Annotated in this window: 12 protein-coding genes; 3 read left to right on the forward strand and 9 right to left on the reverse strand. The window is 58.4% G+C overall.

The features are described 5' to 3' along the window. Positions 1 to 112: 112 nt before the first annotated feature. From BUA15_RS07140 to BUA15_RS07150, 3 genes are all read right to left on the reverse strand, one after another. Positions 113 to 673, reverse strand: a complete 561-nt coding sequence (locus tag BUA15_RS07140) for a hypothetical protein (RefSeq protein WP_143149584.1) — start codon at positions 671 to 673, stop codon at positions 113 to 115. Continuing rightward, on the reverse strand, positions 636 to 1,733 hold the full coding sequence (locus BUA15_RS07145; RefSeq protein WP_072715304.1) for a 6-bladed beta-propeller: 1,098 nt from the start codon (positions 1,731 to 1,733) through the stop codon (positions 636 to 638). The genes BUA15_RS07140 and BUA15_RS07145 overlap by 38 nt, the downstream gene beginning before the upstream one ends. Before the next feature lie 556 nt (positions 1,734 to 2,289). Continuing rightward, positions 2,290 to 2,787, reverse strand: a complete 498-nt coding sequence (locus BUA15_RS07150) for a hypothetical protein (RefSeq protein ID WP_072715305.1) — start codon at positions 2,785 to 2,787, stop codon at positions 2,290 to 2,292. 80 nt (positions 2,788 to 2,867) lie between these two features. Between BUA15_RS07150 and amrS the strand changes: the two genes are divergently transcribed. After that, complete coding sequence (amrS, locus tag BUA15_RS07155) at positions 2,868 to 3,956, forward strand: AmmeMemoRadiSam system radical SAM enzyme (RefSeq protein ID WP_072715306.1); 1,089 nt, start codon at positions 2,868 to 2,870, stop codon at positions 3,954 to 3,956. Between the two features lie 60 nt (positions 3,957 to 4,016). Here amrS and BUA15_RS07160 read toward each other — a convergent pair whose 3' ends face one another. Together BUA15_RS07160 and BUA15_RS07165 are read right to left on the reverse strand one after the other, a co-directional pair. Continuing rightward, positions 4,017 to 8,084, reverse strand: a complete 4,068-nt coding sequence (locus BUA15_RS07160) for an LAGLIDADG family homing endonuclease (protein ID WP_072715307.1) — start codon at positions 8,082 to 8,084, stop codon at positions 4,017 to 4,019. Between the two features lie 399 nt (positions 8,085 to 8,483). Beyond that, on the reverse strand, positions 8,484 to 8,726 hold the full coding sequence (locus BUA15_RS07165) for a hypothetical protein (protein WP_072715468.1): 243 nt from the start codon (positions 8,724 to 8,726) through the stop codon (positions 8,484 to 8,486). A 204-nt stretch (positions 8,727 to 8,930) separates the two neighbouring features. Between BUA15_RS07165 and BUA15_RS07170 the strand changes: the two genes are divergently transcribed. Together BUA15_RS07170 and BUA15_RS07175 are read left to right on the forward strand one after the other, a co-directional pair. Beyond that, the gene (locus BUA15_RS07170) at positions 8,931 to 9,338 is read left to right on the forward strand and encodes a hypothetical protein (protein ID WP_072715308.1); all 408 of its coding nucleotides are present in this window, start codon (positions 8,931 to 8,933) and stop codon (positions 9,336 to 9,338) included. A gap of 119 nt (positions 9,339 to 9,457) precedes the next feature. Continuing rightward, complete coding sequence (locus tag BUA15_RS07175) at positions 9,458 to 10,720, forward strand: class II D-tagatose-bisphosphate aldolase non-catalytic subunit (RefSeq protein WP_072715309.1); 1,263 nt, start codon at positions 9,458 to 9,460, stop codon at positions 10,718 to 10,720. A gap of 7 nt (positions 10,721 to 10,727) precedes the next feature. On the opposite strand, the gene BUA15_RS07180 is transcribed toward BUA15_RS07175, so the two are convergent. The 4 genes from BUA15_RS07180 to BUA15_RS07195 are packed head-to-tail and all read right to left on the reverse strand — an operon-like array spanning position 10,728 to position 15,555. Beyond that, positions 10,728 to 12,386, reverse strand: a complete 1,659-nt coding sequence (locus BUA15_RS07180) for a CCA tRNA nucleotidyltransferase (protein ID WP_072715310.1) — start codon at positions 12,384 to 12,386, stop codon at positions 10,728 to 10,730. Positions 12,387 to 12,413: 27 nt separating this feature from the next. Continuing rightward, positions 12,414 to 13,250, reverse strand: coding sequence for a Gfo/Idh/MocA family oxidoreductase (locus BUA15_RS07185; protein WP_072715311.1), 837 nt, complete (start codon positions 13,248 to 13,250; stop codon positions 12,414 to 12,416). Continuing rightward, on the reverse strand, positions 13,228 to 15,012 hold the full coding sequence (ggt, locus tag BUA15_RS07190; protein WP_072715312.1) for a gamma-glutamyltransferase: 1,785 nt from the start codon (positions 15,010 to 15,012) through the stop codon (positions 13,228 to 13,230). The genes BUA15_RS07185 and ggt overlap by 23 nt, the downstream gene beginning before the upstream one ends. A 3-nt stretch (positions 15,013 to 15,015) precedes the next feature. Next, a complete protein-coding gene (locus tag BUA15_RS07195; protein WP_072715313.1) occupies positions 15,016 to 15,555 on the reverse strand; it encodes an O-acetyl-ADP-ribose deacetylase in 540 nt (179 codons plus the stop codon). Between the last annotated feature and the right edge of the window lie 7 nt (positions 15,556 to 15,562).

Raw genomic sequence — 15,562 nt, forward strand, 5'->3', positions numbered from 1 at the left:
TCTTACCGGCCGGCATCGCACCGATCGACGGCACTACCCGGCTCCGGCAACGCAATCTCGGGCCAGCGCCACACGCCTGCATCCTGCGATCCTGACGACACCGACCGGTACCCTATGGCGAAAGGACCATGTCCGGCTCGGCCAGCGGCATCCCGGCCTGCACCCACTGGCGGATCCGGTCGACCCCGACCAGCCGAAGCAACAGCCGGGGATGACTTTCCGCGTCCAGGTAGAGCACCAGTTGCGGCGTGGCGGCTGCGCCTCCATGCATTGCCCGCAGCCCACGAAAGGCCAGGCTGTTCCAGCGTCCCCCGGCCGCCACCTCGTGAAAGGGTCCCATCCGCTCCAGGTGTTTCAGGCCATCTGCAGGCGAGCGACTGATGGCCACCCCGACGAAGTGCACGCCCTGCCGATGCGTTTCAGCATACGCCCTCAGGTGCGTCCGAATCGTCCGCAACAGCGCCGGAAGGTCCGGGTGGTTGGAAGGCCCACAGGTGGGCGAGCCAATGTAGACGGCCACCAGCCGGGTATTGAACGACGCAGAGGTATCGACAGGCGCCCCCGGAGCAGCAAACAGCTTCTGGTACCATAGATACCCACCCCACGCAAACAGCACAAAGCTGGGGAGATAGAGGCTAATACGTGTAATATGAGATGTTGGGGACTTCATCATAATCCTCAGCTATCATGATATGGTCATCAATATACCTTATTCTTGACACACCTATAGAATCAATAAGATGGTATTGTTTTGTATCCAAATCAAAAATATAGCCAAAAAGCTTCTGTATTTTCCATGATTTTAAAGTCATATATGTACTGATCAGTTTATCATTTAAAAAATGAATATTAGCCAACCTAATTCCATCTGAGGCAACAAATATTCCACCATCACTTTGCTCCTCAAATCCCGTCAAAGGTAAGTTTTCAATCCATATCTGGTCTATCAGATTACCATCTGTTTTATATATCTGAATCAGCGGAGCATTTCTATACACAAGAAAGATTCGTTGCTTCTTAAAATCGCAGACTATATAGTTCCTGGTAATAAACATACGCACAAGTCTATTCTCTGTCATGTAATCAATATTTCCAAATTTACCTATTAAATCTCCCTGCTTGTTCAGGTGGTAAATCAGGGAATCTCTCCAAGAAGTATGTTGTGAGATAAAAAGCGATGAATCATTGACGCATAACCCTCCACTCGGAGTAATAGGGAGTAAGATTGTTCGATAGTAAGCATATCCCGTCTCTGCGGGCACAAAAACTTCAATTTTTCGACGCCTATCCGTTACATACAGGGTGTCATAATCATCAAGTTCTAACCACTCTGGATACAGAAACTCTCCAGGACCCTCTCCTTTTCCTCCTATAGAAAAAAGATAGCTTCCATCTGAACTGAATACACGTACCACAGTATTTTCTTTATCCAGAACAAAAATACGTCCTTTTCGATCCTGCGCTACATCTCCTATCTCACCAAACAGGGTCCACGGATCTGATTCCCCCCACCCACCGACATGCCATCGACGTTTTGCCGTTTTAAGACGCCCAATCAATCGATTGATTTTCTCGTTTTCCTGAACTTGCTGCCACGTAGAAATTTCAGAAAACGTAAAGCGTGCTCTGTCCGGATGTTGACGAACTGTTCCAGCCTGCTCTTTCGAGCGACAGGCAGCTATCGCTACAAGCACTGCACTAACAATACACCATTTTCGAAACGATGCATACATTGCAGTAAGAATTTTTTACTGATAACTGGATGGGGGTAGGCAATAGCCCACCCCCATCCAGCTCATTCCTTCTCTACTGCCTCTGAATCCCACACCCCAATGTTTTACATCCGCTACCGACAACATCGCAGAGTGTATAACCGTCTGGGTTCTCAACACATTGCCCTCCTTCACACTCATCATCTTCACAGTACAATGCTACACTTGGCGTCTCAGGCCATAGAACAGCTCCACCTAAAAACGCTACCGAGCAGACCAGCAGGATCAATGCCTTCTTCATGGCGCCTCCTGTTTTGATTGGTTGAACAATGGATATGAAACTTTTTTGAAATTTCTCTCTCTCTCTCCTTCGTCAAGTATTCAATTTTGAAATTTCCGTTAAAGATGACAATCTGCGAGACAGCCCGGTCGAGGATCGGACCCAGCGTCTGGCAACGAAATGTCGATGCATCTTACCCACCTTCACAGGCAATCCGCCGGCCTGCCCACCTCCCGTTCCTCGAAAAACTTTCGCTCCCAGCATCGGCGTTAGCGGATGCGTCGGATAGCAGAAGCCTCAGCGCCCTCCCAGTCGCACCACCAGTCCCATGTTCGGGAGCAGGTCCCATTGCAGCACGCGCCGACGGGTGAATTCGTCGCGTCCGGGCCCTCCGGACAGCCGCTCCTTCCACCGGGGCACGCCGATCATACCCCCCTCTATAGCCCATCGCCGGCCGGGGAGCCACACCCGCACGCCAAGCTCCAGTCCGAATACGACCGTTGCCGCTCCATCCCAGAAGCCCGCCATGTACATCAGATGCAGGCGCCCCAGCAGGTCAACCCGACCGTCCATGCGCACGGTCACGCCAGCAAATCCGTCCGCAATCAGCAGCAGCCATCCCGCGCCGAGCGTCCCGTGCAGACCACCGCCCAGCGGCCCTTCCGCCATCACACCCACCCCACCCACGGCTTTGGCCTGCATGCCCCACCAGGCAGCCGGCTGACCGTACCCCGTGCAGACGCTTCCGGCCAGCAGCAGACCCAGCGCGACGGTAAACGCGCGTCCCTTTACCATGGCGTGAACGTTTTCACCGATCGGCACTTAAAATCCGTGGTAAATTTAAAAAGCGTCGGTGGGACGTTCGGTAGGTATGTATGGCAATGTACTATCCCACAAAATACTGGCACCGGCTGGCAGACGGACGGGTGCAGTGCGATCTGTGCCCGCGGCATTGCCGGCGCCAGGAAGGCCAGCGCGGCTTCTGTTTTGTCCGGATGAACCGGGACGGCCAGATCGTGCTGACCACCTATGGCCGTTCCAGTGGGTTCTGCATCGACCCGATTGAGAAGAAGCCCCTGAACCACTTCCTGCCGGGCACGGCTGTGCTCTCGTTCGGGACGGCCGGCTGCAACCTGGGATGCCGGTTCTGCCAGAACTGGGACATCAGCAAATCGCACGAAATGGACACGCTGGCCGACGAGGCCACGCCCGAAACGATTGCCCGGGCTGCCGAAGCACTGGGCTGCCGGAGCGTCGCCTTCACCTATAACGATCCGGTCATCTTCCACGAATACGCCATCGAGGTCGCCCGCGCCTGCCATGCGCGTGGCATCCGGACGGTGGCCGTCACGGCCGGCTACGTCTGCGCGGAACCCCGCGCCGAATTCTATGCCCACATGGATGCAGCCAACGTGGATCTGAAAGCCTTTTCGGAACGCTTTTACCGCAAAATCTGCGCAGGCGAGTTAGGGCCCGTGCTCGACACGCTACGCTACATCTACCACGAAACCAGCACGTGGCTTGAAATCACGACCCTGCTCATCCCTGGCGAAAACGACAGCGATGCCGAGCTGCATGCGCTCACCGAATGGATCGTCACCCAGCTGGGGCCGGACGTGCCGCTGCACTTTACGGCATTCCATCCCGACTGGAAGATGCAGGATCACCCGCCTACGCCCCCCGAAACGCTGCGCCGCGCCCGCACGATTGCCTTGAAAAACGGCCTGCGCTACGTATACACGGGCAACATGCTGGATCCAGAAGGCCAGAGCACCTATTGCCACGCCTGTGGCGAGTTGCTCATCGGGCGCGTGGGCTATCAGCTTACGGCCTGGCATCTGGACGCACAGGGACGCTGCCCGCGCTGCCAGACGCCCTGCGCCGGCGTCTTTGAAGCCCGGCCTGGCGGGTGGGGTCCCCGCCGCCGGCCTGTATGGCTCGGAGCTTTCGCGTCGGCGTCATAAAAAAAGCGCCCGGTCCGAACGGTGGAGCCGGGCGCTCTGTCCCGCGCAGCAAACCAGTGATCAGCCGCAGCCGCTCGAGCTACCGCAGTTCGGACAGACGTAGCAGGCTCCTGAGCGCACAGTGATCGAGCCGCAATTTGAGCAAGCCGGCGCGTCTTCCTGATTCTGGAAGGCGGCTGAGGCCACGGTAGCTGCTTCGGCTGCAGCAGCCACCGCGCTTCTCTGCTGCGTTTGTAGGAAGGTTTCGATCGTCTGTCCTACCAGCGGTGTCACGCTACCGGTCGGTTGCGTCTCAAAGCTCAACTCCAATTGCCGCTCATCACGGGCTGGACCGCTCCGCTTCACCTCGGCGGCCACTCCCTCCTGCGGGTCTTCACTCTTTTCCTCCTGCGGCCGTCCCAGGAATTTGAGCGACAGGTAGCGGAAAATGTAGTCCATGATGGACTTGGCAATCGGAATCTGCGGGTTGTTCGTAAAGCCCGCCGGCTCAAAGCGCATGTGGCTGAACTTGTTGCATAGATCTTCGAGCGGCACGCCATACTGGAGCGCAATCGAGATGGCCGTGGCAAAGGCGTCCATCAGGCCCGAGATTGTCGATCCCTGCTTGGCCATCGTGATAAAGATCTCGCCCGGCATGCCGGTATCCGGGTAGAGGCCAATGTGCAGATAGCCTTCGTGCCCGGCCACGGAAAACTTGTGCGTAATCGAAGGCCGCTCGTCGGGCAGTCGCTTGCGCACCGGCTTATAGACGACCTTTTCCACAATCTTTTCGACCACCTGCGGCTCGCCGGCGGCCACCCCATCGCCTGCCGCCTCGGCCTTCTTGTCCTCTTTGCGCGTCGAAAGCGGCTGGCTCCGCTTCGAGTTTTCCCGGTAGATGGCCAGCGCCTTGAGCCCCAGCTTCCAGCCCTGAATGTAGGCGTCCATGATCTCCTCGACCGTCACATGCTCCGGCATGTTGACGGTCTTGGAAATCGCGCCACTGATGAACGGCTGGCAGGCCGCCATCATTTTGATATGCCCCATGTAATGAATGAAGCGCTGGCCTTTGTAGGGTTTGAACGCGCAGTCGAAGACCGGCAGGTGTTCCTCCTTCAGGTGCGGCGCCCCCTCAATCGTGTCGTTCTCCTCAATATAGGCCAGGATATCTTTAATCTGCGCTTCCGAATAGCCCAGGCGACGCAGGGCGATAGGGACCGTGTTGTTGACAATCTTGAACATGCCATCGCCCTTGCCCGCCAGCAGCTTGTACTTCACGAGGGCAATGTCCGGCTCAATGCCCGTCGTATCGCAGTCCATCAGGAACGAAATGGTCCCGGTCGGGGCCAGTACCGTGGCCTGGGCATTGCGGTAGCCGTAGCGTTCTCCCAGCGCAACCATGCGCGCCATGCTTTCGCGGGCCGCCTCCTTCAGGTAAGCCGGACAGCTCGGATGGATATCCTCGACGGCGGCCTGGTGCAGGCGCATCACCTCCAGCATAGACTCCCGGTTCTTCTCAAAGCCCGGGAAGGGCCCGATGCCCTCAATGGCTGCAATTTCCGCGCTCCGGGCATAGGCCTCTGCATGCATGATGGCCGTAATGGCGCCGGCCACGGCCCGTCCTTCGTCGCTGTCGTACGGCAGGCCCATCGCCATCAGCAGCGCGCCCAGGTTGGCGAAGCCCAGCCCGAGTGGCCGGTAGTCGTGGCTGTTCTGCGCGATCTTTTCCGAGGGATAGCCGGCATTATCGACCAGGATTTCCATGGCCGTGATAAAGATCCGCACGGCTGCCCGGAAGCGCTCGACGTCGAACGATCCGTCCGCTCGCTGAAACTTGCGCAGGTTCAGCGAGGCCAGGTTGCACGCCGAGTTGTCGAGAAACATGTACTCGGAGCAGTTGTGGACGGCGATCCCGTTCGCCACGAAGTGGTCCGTAACCGGCTCCGTCAAATCGTAGACAGGCTCTTCGCCCAGAAGCTCAAGCGAGACAACCTGATCAACCAGCGGATCTTCGTAGGCCGAGACCGTAGCGTTCAGCGCGCGCAATGCTGCCGCCTTTGGACTCTCTGGAAGGAACCCGATCTCGCGCTCAAAGCGCACCCGACTCGACCGACTGATACGCAGACTATACATGGGCTGCACGCGATACTCCTGCACTCCCCCTTTGCCGTCCGGCAGCAGCGCGCGATCGGTCAGCCGCCGATTTTCATACAATTTGCTCTTGATGCCAAACCCCAGCAGCAACAGCTGAACCTGCTTCAGTAATTCCTGAGAACTCGAATCCAGACTGATGTACTGGCTCTTACTGCCGTAGTTGGCGACCGTACCATCAGCGGTGAACAGGCCGCGCAGCAGCGCAGCAACGCTCTGTCGATCCAGCTGGAAAACCTCTTCGGTGAACCGTTTGGCTGCGGCCCCCTGGTCCAGTACGGCAAACTGCTTCAACACCTCCTGCACCGTCCGGGCACCGGTAGCAACGGCGACACTGGCAGGCCGCTCGGCGACCTGCACGCCTTTACGATGCGTCTGCCGGTCAAACTGATTGACCACCTGGGCCATTTTTTCGGCCACAGCCCTTTCCCGTCGATCCAGCGTCAGAATGGCCACTTCATGCGAAAGGCATCCGTCCCCCACCATCAGCCCGATGTATTCGGCCACCTCCGGATCCAGATGCTTCCGGCCAAACCGCGGTGGCACCAGGCGCACGACGTCGTCACGGGTCAACTCAGCGGCCGGCACGTCGCCCCGGTTTTCTGTCCACACCCGGTGATCGGCCGTCAGCTTCACCTCGTAGCCGCACCGGGTACGCAGCCGGTAGACCGGCTTGATCCCCGTTTCGATCACCCGGGTTGTGCGGTGCAGGCGGCCGTCCAGTCCCACTACGCGTGGCGTTTCCCCCACCAGACTGTCGATGCGGCGTAGCCCGTCCTCGGTGGCCACCAGCGTATCGCCTGTCACACACGGGTTGCTCGAGTTGATCGGCCCGCTACGCTTGCAGGTGTGCCACTTCTGGATCGTGTCCTCGTACTGCAACCCCGGGTCGCCGCAGATCCACGTGCCTTCCGCTACCTTATAGAGCAACTCATAGGCATCAATCTCCTCAATAACTTCGCCTGTTGTTACAGCCCGGAGGGGGTATTTTTTGCGGGCCAGCACGGCCTCCATGAATTCATCCGTGACGCGCACGGACTGGTTCACATTCTGAAAGGCGACCGAGCTGTACGCCTCGCCATTGAACGAGCCGTCGTAGCCCTGTTCGATCAGCGCCCAGGCCTTCTTTTCCTCTTTGGCCTTGGCCGTCACAAACTCCATGATGTCGGGGTGCCAGACCTTCAGCGTCTGCATGATGGCCGCCCGGCGGGTCTTGCCCCCCGACTTGATTGTAGCGCCCGTGGCATCCTGCACGCGCATGAACGACACCGGGCCGGAAGGCCGTCCTCCTCCGGAAAGCTTCTCTTTGGTTGAGCGCAGCCTGGACCAGTCGGCGCCCACGCCAGAGCCAAACTTGAACAGGCGAGCGCTCTCAGCCATGAGCTGCCAGATATCGTCAATCGAGTCCTCTACCGAGATGATGAAGCAGGCCGAGGCCTGGGGCCGCTCGTATGGATCAACGGGCACGACCCGCTGCTTTTCAAAGTCCCAGCCAAAGATCGTTTTGCCTCCTGTATCCCGCACTCCGTACTGATGGTAGAGGCCGACGTTAAACCAGACCGGCGAGTTGAAGGCCCCATACTGGTGCAGGCAGAGCCAGGTTAGCTCATCGTAGAAGCGCTCAGCGTCTTCCGGGGTCGCAAAGTATCCCTGCGCTTTGCCCCAGTCAGCAATCGTGCGGGTAACCCGATGAATGAGTTGCTTCAGACTGTACTCCCGTTTGCCCTCGCGGGGATCGCCGTTGCCGGCTGCCAGGTCACCGTAGAAGTATTTGGAGGCAACGACGTTTGTGGCAAGCTGACTCCACGTCGTAGGAAATTCTACCTCTTTTTGTTCAAAAACCGCTTCGCCTTTGCTGTTATAGATGGCAGCGGTTCGGCGCTCCCAACGGACCGTATCAAATGGATGGACGCCTTCCTGAGAAAACACGCGCGCAATGCGTAGGCCGCGACGAAGCTCCTGGGCATTTGCGGACGACTTGCGGGGGGACTTTGCCATGGCTGCCTCCAAAAAACCAATTGCGTTTTGATGGTTAAACCAGCCTGCTCAGCACCGGCGACTGCATAACGGCAATAAGAGGACCTTTCCCGCCGTTCACCGGCACAGATGCGGTTTTCTAATAAAGAACCTGAAGACCCGTTTATGCAAGGACGAGTTAATCACATTTTATCCACAAGAACGGCATCCTTGCAAGAATAACAGACTTTCATGCAAGCGCATATCTTTATTTCCGTTATACATCAAAAAGAATCTTTTCCTTTTTTTCAGCCCCACTTTTCACATCTCCACTACTTCTCTGAGATATAACGGAAATCAAACAAAAAACCCGGTCATTCAGACCGGGAGCCCACAGCGACACATCCGCCTTTTTATGCCCACTCGCTGACCAACTGCGCTTCAAAACGTCTCTTCCTCATCCAGATCATCAAAGTCATCAAATTCAAAATCCTCTTCGTCAAAATCTTCAAAATCCTCCTCCTCGAAGTCATCTTCAAAATCTTCAAAGTCTTCTTCCTCAAAATCCTCAAAGTCCTCCTCGTCGAACTCAAAATCTTCTTCCTCAAAATCCTCAAAGTCTTCTTCATAGGCCCAGATGGGCTGCAGGGGCAGCCGATCTGGCGCAAACGCTGCCGTACGCATGGTCGGAAAAGTTACCGGTTTGGTGAACAGGGATTCGGCCAGAACGCCCGGCCACTCTTCAAAAATACGCAACAAACCCCTCAATGCAAGACGCTCCAGGCCTTTCTGAAATATGAAAATTTCCCCGGCCGTCCCCTTTGAACCGAATACCCTTTGAACGAGTACACCACTGTCTAAATAGGGCACGAACAACCAGGACTAACCATGTACGACACCGACCGCAGTGCGTATCCGCACCCGGATGAGTTTAAGGTAAAGCGTCCAGAATACACGCAACTGGAGGACGGTTACTATCGGGCAATCATAGAAATCGCTCCCTTTAAAGTGGTGGGCGAAAGTCGCACCAAGGCAGGCGCCCGGCGCGTCGCGCTCTATCGAGCAGCGCTGACCTATCGCTCCTACCACCCCTCCTACCGGGTGGAAAATCCCTACCCCGACGAGTTTGTCGACCAGGAAGGTACGCGCTGGCGCCGGCTGCCTGCCTCCCAACGAGAGCTCGGGGACTATGCCTTCGTCGGACCCGACGGCGAGGAGGACTACGCCACTATCGAGCAAATGCTCATGTGGGACATCCGACCGGCCACCACTTCAAAGGCAGAAGAAACGTCCTGAAGCGCTTCTTTCTCAGGCGCTCCTCCAGGGAGCGCCTTTTTTATGGTACCGATCCTGAGTAACGATCTTTTTGTTAATTTTCACGTATATTCCCTTGAATCCTTCCGAAAAGGACTACGATGCAGGCGCACGTCCTGCTTGCCCCTTCGTTCGAGCAGCTAGCAGACCACAGGCACGGATTTGTTGGCTGGTTGGTCGATTTGCTGCGCGGACCGCTGGCTTACCGGCACACGCTGCTGGCCGTATGTCCCAATTCCGAAGCCGTAACGCGCGCCGCCCTGGAAGCTGCGCGCGAAGCCAACGCCCCGCTATTTTTTGCGGCTACCCTGAACCAGGTCGACCTGGATGGCGGATATACCGGCTGGACCCCGGCCACGCTGGCTCGTTTTGTTGCCGACGAGCGCATCCGCCTGGGCCTTCGCGCCCCTGTCGTACTTGGTCTGGATCACGGTGGCCCCTGGAAAAAGGATTGGCATGTCCGCAACCGTCTTCCGTACGAGGCAACGCTCCAGGCGGTGCTTCGCGCGATTGAGGCCTGCCTCGACGCAGGTTATGGGCTGCTTCATCTGGACCCGACGGTAGATCTGGAATTGCCGCCCGGCACACCCGTCCCCATCCCACGTATTGTCGAACGAACGGTAGCGCTTTTACAACATGCTGAAACGTATCGCCAACAGCGTCGCCTGCCCCCGGTCGCCTACGAGGTAGGCACGGAGGAGGTTGGCGGCGGCCTGCAGGCTGAGGCGCGAATGGCAGAATTTCTGGATCGACTCTGGACCGTCCTGGATCGGGAAGGGCTACCCCGTCCGGTGTTTGTGGTGGGTGACATTGGCACCCGGCTTGACACGCACACCTTCGACTTTGAACGCGCCCGTCGCCTGGATGCCCTGGTGCGCCGCTACGGTGCCCTGATCAAGGGGCACTACACCGATGGAGTAGACCGCCTGGATCTATATCCACAGGCGGGTATCGGTGGAGCAAACGTGGGGCCTGGCCTGGCTGCTATCGAGTTTGAAGCGCTGGAGGCCCTGGTGGCCGAAGCGCACCGCCGCAAGCTGCCCGTTACCTTTGACCGGACCATCCGCCAGGCTGTCATTGAAAGTGGACGCTGGCAAAAATGGCTGCGCCCTGAAGAGAAAGGACGTCCCTTTGAAGCATTACCTCCAGAACGCCAGCGGTGGCTGGTCGCTACAGGCAGCCGCTACGTGTGGACGCACCCGGCTGTCCGGCAGGCGCGCCATCAATTGTATCAGGTGCTCGCTCCCTGGCTCGATGCCGATGCTTTTGTGCGCGCGCGCATCAAGGCCCGCCTGATGGACTACTTCCGCGCTTTCAACCTGATAGGCTTCAATGAACGGCTGCAGGCCTTTTTACCTAATTGAGCGAAAATCAGGCAGGCTCATTGGCTGGCGCCAGCGCTTCTTCTTTGACGCGATGCAGGTAGGCAAGCGCCTCCTCGCGATCAGCCGGCAACTCTCCTTTGAAGATAACTTCCTTAATCGCGCCTAACGCACGCCGCTCCGGTCCCTTGAGCGCAGCGACCATTTCGTCGAACAGAGCGGCGCGCCGCATCGCCTCGTCTTTAATGGCCATCATATACTGAAAGGCCGCGTCGTGCTCGTTCGGAATACGTCCTTCCAGAATGGCTTCTTTGATGGCTTCCTTGATGATGCCCACCGCCACTCCTTCGCCAATGCCCAACGTCCGCATAATCTCTTCCCCATCAACAGGTGGCTGGAAATTGCGGATGCGGTCTTTCTCCTCCACCTCCGCCATACGGACTTCCAGCCGGTCGAAAGCCTCCAGGTAGCGACGCACGCGTCTCGGATTTTTGGACGTAACGTCGGCCCGCACCAGGAGCATTAGATCCTCCAGCTCGTTGCCCGCCTCAAAGAGCAACCGCCGGATAGCCGAGTCGGTTACTTGCTCGTCCACCAGCGCAACGGGGCGATGGTGCAGGCGGACCAGCTTCTGCACATAGGCCATGCGCTCATCCATGGGCAGCTTGAGCCGGCGAAAGATGCGTGGAATCATACGCGCCCCCAGGTCTTCGTGGCCGTGAAAGGTCCAGCCTGTTCCCGGTACAAAGCGCTTGGTAGCCGGCTTCGCGATGTCGTGCAGCAGCGCGGCCCAGCGTAGCCAGACGGCGTCATCCTCGCAGGGGCGATCGGCCGTCATGCGCGCTACGTTGTCCACGACCTGCAGCGTATGGTAAAAGTTGTCCTTGTGGCGATACCCTTCGATGGTCTCGACCCCTTTGAGCGCTACCAGCTCTGGGAAGATGCGCGCTAGAATGCCGGTGGATTCCAGAATTTTGAAGCCGACGGACGGCTGCGGTGCGCACAGGATCTTTTGCAGCTCATCGGTGATCCGTTCCTGGCTGAGGATTTCAACGCGGTGGGCTTTTTCGCGCATGGCAGCAAACGTATCGGGCTCGACGCGGAAGCCTAGCTGGGCCGCAAATCGCGCAGCCCGAATCATTCGCAGCGGATCGTCCTCAAAGGTCTGGCGCGGGTCGAGAGGCGTGCGCAGCAGTCGCTGTCGCAGATCGCGCCGTCCGTGAAAGGGATCAATCAGGGTGCCCCAGCGCGCAGGCCACAGGTCGATCGCCATTGCGTTAACGGTGAAGTCGCGGCGGCGCAAATCGTCATCCAGCGTGCCATCTTCGACGATGGGTTTGCGGGAATCCTTACGGTAGCTTTCGCGACGAGCTGCCACGAATTCGAGCACCATCACGCCGCTCTGATCTGGCGCAGGTACGCGAATGGCCGCCGTACCGAAGTTTTCGTAGATGTGCACGGTGCGGCCGCCCAGCGCCCGCGCTACCAGGCGAGCCAACCGGATACCCGTTCGCGCTCCCACCGTTACGAAATCAATGTCGGTGGTCGGTCGATCCAGGAACAGATCCCGCACGACGCCTCCGACCGCGTACACCGGAATGTCGCATTGCTGTCCTAGCTCGCCAATGCGCCGAAGGAGTGAAGCAAAAGGGCGTTTCTCCAGCCGTTCCTGTATATGCAGTGGTAAGGGCCGAACCGTCACCGTCATCGCACGCTGATTTCGGGTTGGAGATACTTAACGCAGGCGGCTCATTAAACGTTCGACAATCCGAAGCACCTGAAGGGTTTCCAGCAGCGAAACGGGTGCCGGTTGCCGAGCAGCAAGGGCTTTCAGAAAAGCCCGGACTTCTGCCTGAATCAGGTCGTCACCGGCAGCTTCAAGCTGAAGCCGACGGTGCCAGCCTGTGCGGGCCAGGTACAGTTCGGGCGTAGAGGTTTCCCCATTACGCCACATCAGCACCTGGGCATACGTACCGCTATGGAAACGTAAACCAAAAGCTATCGCCTCAAGCCAGGTAGGGCCACCGCGAACAGCTTCGCCCTCAATGCGCAACACGCTGCTGGAGTGAGCCAGCGCGCAGCATAGATCGACCACCTCGGCCAACCGAGCATGCCAGGGAACCACGCCCTGTCCCCCTACCTGCTGGCGATAGACCAGGAGCGTAGGGGGTGTTTGCTCCCAGACAGACTCCAGGGCGGGATGAAAGCGCAGCGGCCGGCTAACGCCAACCTCTACACGGGCTTCTTCAGCCAGCCGATTTAACCGCTCCAGGTCGCGCAAGGCTGGTGCAGGCGGCCAGGCCACAAAGCAGTGCACCCCTTCGCGGAGCGCAATTTCGGTAACCCGAAAGCGTTCGGCCGGCGGGGTCGCGATAAAGACCACATCCAGGGTTCGCATCCAGGCGGCCAGCCGCTCGTCGGGTAGCTCCAGGGTATTTTCAGACAGCCGCGCAACGGCATGCATGGGCTTCAACGCGCGCAGCGCAGTCTGTAGGCTGTGGACCGCCCGGCCACTGCCGATCAGGCCGATCCGAAAGGCCGGCGCGGGCTCAGTAGCCTGCGGCCTGTCCATCCTTGCGCATCTCCGAAGCTCCGTGATAAACGCCTGACGAGTCGCGCAGAATGGCCTGGTAGCCACCAAAAGCCCCTCGGGTAAAGCGAACGCGATGCCCACGCCGCTCCAGTTCGCGCACGACAGCCGGATCAAAACCACTTTCCAGCAGCAATACGCCACTCCCTTCCCGCGTACCCAGCGGCGTGCGTCCTCCGATGTGTCGCCACCGGGCTGCATCGCCCGCCTCCTGCACGTTCATGCCAAAATCAATCAGATTCGTAAGCACCTGCACATGCCCTTGCGGCTGCATGTCCCCTCCCATCACCCCAAAACTCAGCCAAGGCTCACCGTCCTTCATCACAAAACCCGGAATGATCGTATGAAAAGGCCGCTTACCAGGCGCATAGGCATTGGGATGGTCAGGGAGAAGAGCGAACAGCGCACCACGATTTTGTAGCATAAAGCCTGATCCATCAGGCACCAGTCCGCTGCCCATACCGGTATAATTGCTCTGAATGAGCGATACCATCATGCCCGAGGAATCGGCCACGGTGAGATAAATGGTGTCGCCGTCTGGCAATGGCTCGTCCAGCCCCGGTCCTACCGTGGCCATCACCGTGTCCATGCGGATCAAGCGGCGGCGCTCTGCGGCATATGCCTTAGAAAGGAGTCGCTCTAATGGAATATCATAAAAATCCGGATCAGCGTAAAAACGAGCCCGGTCTTCGAAGACGAGTCGTTTGGCTTCTGCCATGACATGCAGGTAATCGGCACTGCCCCATCCCATTGCTTTGAGGTCAAATCCCTCTAAGATGTTGAGCATCTGCAGCACGGCAATTCCCTGGCCGTTCGGTGGCAGTTCGTAAACCTCATAGCCACGGTAGGTTACCGAAACGGGTTCGACCCACTCGCTGCGGTGGGCGGCCAGATCCGCTTTGCGCAGGTAGCCGCCAATGCGGCGCATATAGGCATCAATGGTCTCGGCAATGGGGCCCTGATAGAACGCATCTCGACCCTGCTCGGCCAGCAGTTCATAGGTGCGCGCCAGATCTGGATTGCGAAAGATTTCCCCCTCCCGAGGCGCTCGGCCATCAGGGAAAAAGGTCTGCAAGGCGTTGTCGAATTCAGGGATCAGGTGCCGGTTTTCCTGGAATCGTTCCAGATTGCGCGCCCAGTAGTAAGCAATCACCTGCGAGACCGGAAACCCCTCGCGCGCGTAGCGAATAGCCGGCGCCAGCACCTCGCGCATAGGCAGGCGCCCAAAACGGGCGTGCAACGCAAACCAACCATCTACCGCCCCCGGTACCGTAACAGGCAGCACGCCCCAGAGCGGAATGGTGGGCGGTTCGCCAGATGCTGGCGGTTGCAGACGCTGGGCTTCGGCTACCATGGTCTCGAACGAAAGCCCTTGCGGAGAACGCCCGCTGGCGTTCAGGCCATAGAGCTTCCGGGTTTCGGGATCCCATACAATCGCAAATAGATCACCGCCAATGCCGCATCCAGTTGGCTCCATCAGTCCCAGCACGGCATTGGCAGCAATCGCAGCATCGACCGCCGAACCGCCCCGCTTCAAGATGTCCAACGCTACCTGCGTGGCCAACGGCTGACTGGTGGCCGCCATGCCGCGGCGCGCCAGCACAGGACTTCGCGTAGCAAAGGATGCCCCGACCAGCCGATCCCCTCCGCCGTGTCCGAACACCTGAGCCGGCGCGTGCGAAAGCGGAATCCACATGAGAACTCCCCAGATCAATCCATAGAGCTTAGCCGGAATGCGTCGCATGATTTACGTCGTTGGTTCAAGGTGAGCCAGCACCTTTTCGTGGATGTCGCGGGCACGTTCATCAAAAAGTACAAAGCGCACGTGCCGCACATGCTGAAGCCGGGAGGCCTCTTCCAGCACCGTCTTTAGCGCAACCTGCGCTGCCTCCTCCATAGGATAGCCGAATACACCGGTGGAAATGGCGGGAAAGGCCACCGATCGCACTTTATGCGCGTCTGCTACCTTCAGCGCATTCCGATATGCGTCGGCCAGCAGGCGATCCGAGGGCACGTCGCGTCCATAGACCGGCCCCAGCACATGGATCACATAGCGATTGGGCAATCGAAACCCTGGTGTGATGACCGCCTGGCCGGGACGAATAGGAGCCAGCGGACGGCACGCTTCAGCTAATTCTGGTCCGGCCGCCCGATGAATAGCACCGGCTACGCCACCGCCTGGCATAAGCTCGGCGTTGGCCGCATTGACGATGGCCTCCATATCCGGCTGCTTCGTAATGTCGCCCTGAACAATCTCAAGGGTAACGTTGCCTTTTTCGACGCGCATAGCCGCT

Origin of the sequence: Rhodothermus profundi, from assembly GCF_900142415.1 — a bacterium.
Lineage (GTDB): Bacteria > Bacteroidota > Rhodothermia > Rhodothermales > Rhodothermaceae > Rhodothermus > Rhodothermus profundi.

Coding starts and splice junctions, on each gene's coding strand:
- BUA15_RS07180 (WP_072715310.1), bottom strand. CDS start 12,386: ATGACGGTGACGGTTCGGCCCTTACCACTGCATATACAGGAACGGCTG.
- BUA15_RS07165 (WP_072715468.1), bottom strand. CDS start 8,726: ATGCGTACGGCAGCGTTTGCGCCAGATCGGCTGCCCCTGCAGCCCATC.
- BUA15_RS07160 (WP_072715307.1), bottom strand. CDS start 8,084: ATGGCAAAGTCCCCCCGCAAGTCGTCCGCAAATGCCCAGGAGCTTCGT.
- BUA15_RS07195 (WP_072715313.1), bottom strand. CDS start 15,555: ATGCGCGTCGAAAAAGGCAACGTTACCCTTGAGATTGTTCAGGGCGAC.
- amrS (WP_072715306.1), top strand. CDS start 2,868: ATGGCAATGTACTATCCCACAAAATACTGGCACCGGCTGGCAGACGGA.
- BUA15_RS07175 (WP_072715309.1), top strand. CDS start 9,458: ATGCAGGCGCACGTCCTGCTTGCCCCTTCGTTCGAGCAGCTAGCAGAC.
- BUA15_RS07150 (WP_072715305.1), bottom strand. CDS start 2,787: ATGGTAAAGGGACGCGCGTTTACCGTCGCGCTGGGTCTGCTGCTGGCC.
- ggt (WP_072715312.1), bottom strand. CDS start 15,012: ATGCGACGCATTCCGGCTAAGCTCTATGGATTGATCTGGGGAGTTCTC.
- BUA15_RS07185 (WP_072715311.1), bottom strand. CDS start 13,250: ATGGACAGGCCGCAGGCTACTGAGCCCGCGCCGGCCTTTCGGATCGGC.
- BUA15_RS07140 (WP_143149584.1), bottom strand. CDS start 673: ATGATGAAGTCCCCAACATCTCATATTACACGTATTAGCCTCTATCTC.
- BUA15_RS07145 (WP_072715304.1), bottom strand. CDS start 1,733: ATGTATGCATCGTTTCGAAAATGGTGTATTGTTAGTGCAGTGCTTGTA.
- BUA15_RS07170 (WP_072715308.1), top strand. CDS start 8,931: ATGTACGACACCGACCGCAGTGCGTATCCGCACCCGGATGAGTTTAAG.